Origin of the sequence: Alcanivorax sp. HI0007 (assembly GCF_001635525.1) — a bacterium.
GTDB lineage: Bacteria > Pseudomonadota > Gammaproteobacteria > Pseudomonadales > Alcanivoracaceae > Alcanivorax.
On the sequence record NZ_LWEJ01000172.1, the window covers coordinates 1 to 271 of the forward strand.

Sequence of the window (271 nt, forward strand, 5' to 3'; positions counted from 1 at the left end):
TCACGCAAGATTATCCACGTGGACTGCGACTGCTTCTACGCCGCCGTGGAAATCCGTGATGATCCGTCCCTGCGCAATCGGCCCGTGGCAGTGGGGGGCGACCCCAACCGCCGTGGCGTTATCGCCACCTGCAATTACCCGGCCCGGCGTTTCGGGGTGCATTCCGCCATGGCCTCATCCCACGCCCTGCGCCTGTGCCCGGAACTGGTCATTGTACCCGCCAACTTTGACAAATATCGCAAGGTCTCGGCACAGATCCACGATATCTTTC

1 pseudogene is annotated in these 271 nt (G+C 61.3%); it reads left to right on the forward strand.

The features are described 5' to 3' along the window. Positions 1–271, forward strand: a pseudogene (locus A3714_RS09705) (DNA polymerase IV); the annotation flags it as partial.